Origin of the sequence: Oryzihumus sp. (assembly GCF_036391795.1) — a bacterium.
Classification (GTDB): domain Bacteria; phylum Actinomycetota; class Actinomycetes; order Actinomycetales; family Dermatophilaceae; genus Oryzihumus.
The window spans coordinates 1-2,033 of the sequence record NZ_DASVZH010000246.1; the positions used below are offsets into that span (position 1 = coordinate 1).

General features: G+C 76.8%; 1 protein-coding gene. It reads left to right on the forward strand.

All coding sequences use genetic code 11. The features are described 5' to 3' along the window. Positions 1 to 299: 299 nt before the first annotated feature. The coding region (locus VF825_RS15285; RefSeq protein WP_331114831.1) for a beta strand repeat-containing protein at positions 300 to 2,033 on the forward strand (1,734 nt) is incomplete at its 3' end.

A 2,033-nucleotide genomic window follows, 5' to 3' on the forward strand; every position in this document is an offset into this window, starting at 1 on the left:
GTAGCCGGGCGGCGGGAGGGCCACGAAGGGCGTGGAGACGAGGGCGATGCGCACGATCGGGAAGGTAGGTGCGAGTCCGCCCCGGGACCACCGGACCCAGGGTCCGGCCCGCCGCGCCGGCTGCTCCCGCGCGCCGTCGACGCCGCCCGCTCGCCGACGCCGGCTCCGCCGCGGCTGTGCGTGGTGGGCGCACCCGCCCCCTGACACGATGGTCCGTCCCGTGATCGCGGCCGTGTGCCGACGCGACGCCGCTGGCACCATCCCGCCCGCCGTCACCGACGGCACTCGAAGGGGGAACCATGGTCCGCCTCATCGCCCGCGCCGCGCTCGCCGCCGCCGTGGCGCTCGCCGCGTGCAGCTCGTCCTCGAACTCACCGTCCTCCCCAGCGCTCAAGGTGACCTCCGTCACCGTCGCGCCCGCCACCTCGGCGCTCGCGCTCGGCACCTCGCGCAGCTTCACCGCCACCGCCAGCTACTCCGACGGCAGCGCGCAGGACGTCACGGCCACGGCCGCCTGGACCAGCTCTGACGCCGCGGTGGTGCGCCTCGGCGCGAGCGCCGACGGCGGCGTCCCGGCCACCGCCGTCTCGGTCGGCGCGGCGCAGGTCACGGCCACGCTCGACGGGCTGAGCGGCAGCGCGGTGGTGACCGTCACGGCGGCAGCGCTCCAGTCCCTCTCGGTCTCGCCGGCGCTCGCCACGGTGGCGGCCGGCTACGCGCAGCAGCTCACGGCGACCGCGACGTTCACCGACGGCTCGAAGGCCGACGTGACCGACGTCGCGACCTGGAGCAGCTCGAGCGAGGCGGTCGCCGGCGTGTCGGCTGGCGGCGCCGTCACCGGCGTGGCGCCGGGCGCGGCCACGGTGCAGGCGGCCTACTCCGGCCTGACCGCCTCGGCCGCGGTGACGGTCACCGCCGCGACGCTCCAGTCGATCTCCGTGACGCCGGGCGACTCCACCCTGCCGCTCGGGGTCGGCGCTGCGCTCGCCGCCACCGGCCTCTTCTCCGACGGCTCGGTGCAGGACCTCACCGCGGCGGCGACCTGGTCGTCGAGCGACCCGACCGTCGCGACCGTCTCCGCCGGCGGGCAGGTCGAGCCGGTGGCCGTCGGCGCCGCCACGGTCACCGCGACCGTCGGCGTCCTGAGCGGCACGGCCGCCGTCCAGGTGACCGCGGCCACGCTCGACACCATCGACGTCTACCCCGGGGCGGTCACGCTCGCGAAGGGGACCACCACCGGCTTCACGGCGGTGGGCACGTTCTCGGACGGCAGCGCCGCGGACGTGACCGCCGCGGCCACCTGGAGCGTCGACCCGCCGGCCGCGGTGCTGCTCTCCACGCCGGGCCCGGACGGCGTGGTCGCCACGGCCGCCCAGGTCGGCTCAGCCACGGTGACCGCCGCGCTGCTGGGCGTCAGCGGGACCTCCGCCGTCACCGTGAGCGCCGCGGCGCTCACCTCGCTCGCGGTCGCGCCGGCCACGCTGTCGCTGCCGGCCGGCCTCTCCGGTCAGCTCACGGCGACCGGGACCTTCTCCGACGGGAGCACCCAGGACGTCACCGCCCAGGTCGCCTGGCTCTCCTCCGACGGGACCGTGGTGGCCGCGTCCAACGCGCCCGGGACCGAGGGGCTCGTCACGGCGCTGGCGCCGGGCGCCGCGACCGTCACCGCCAGCCTCTTCGGCGCCTCGGCCGCGGCCGAGGTGACCGTCACCGCCGCCTCGCTCCAGGCGATCACCGTGACCCCGTCGATCGCCCGGGTGCCGGCCGGATACCAGCTCCGCTTCACGGCCACAGGCACCTACACCGACGGCGGCGTCTACGACGTCACCGAGAGCGCGGCCTGGACCAGCTCCAACCCGGCCGTGGCGACGGTGGTCTCCTCCGGCACCTCGGCCGGCACCGCCACGGGCGTGGCGGCGGGGACGGCGACCGTCATCGCCACGCTCGAGGGTCTCTCCGGCTCGGCCACGCTCACCGTGACCAATGCGAAGCTGGTCTTGGTCGCGGTCACGCCCTCCTCGTTCACCGTGGCG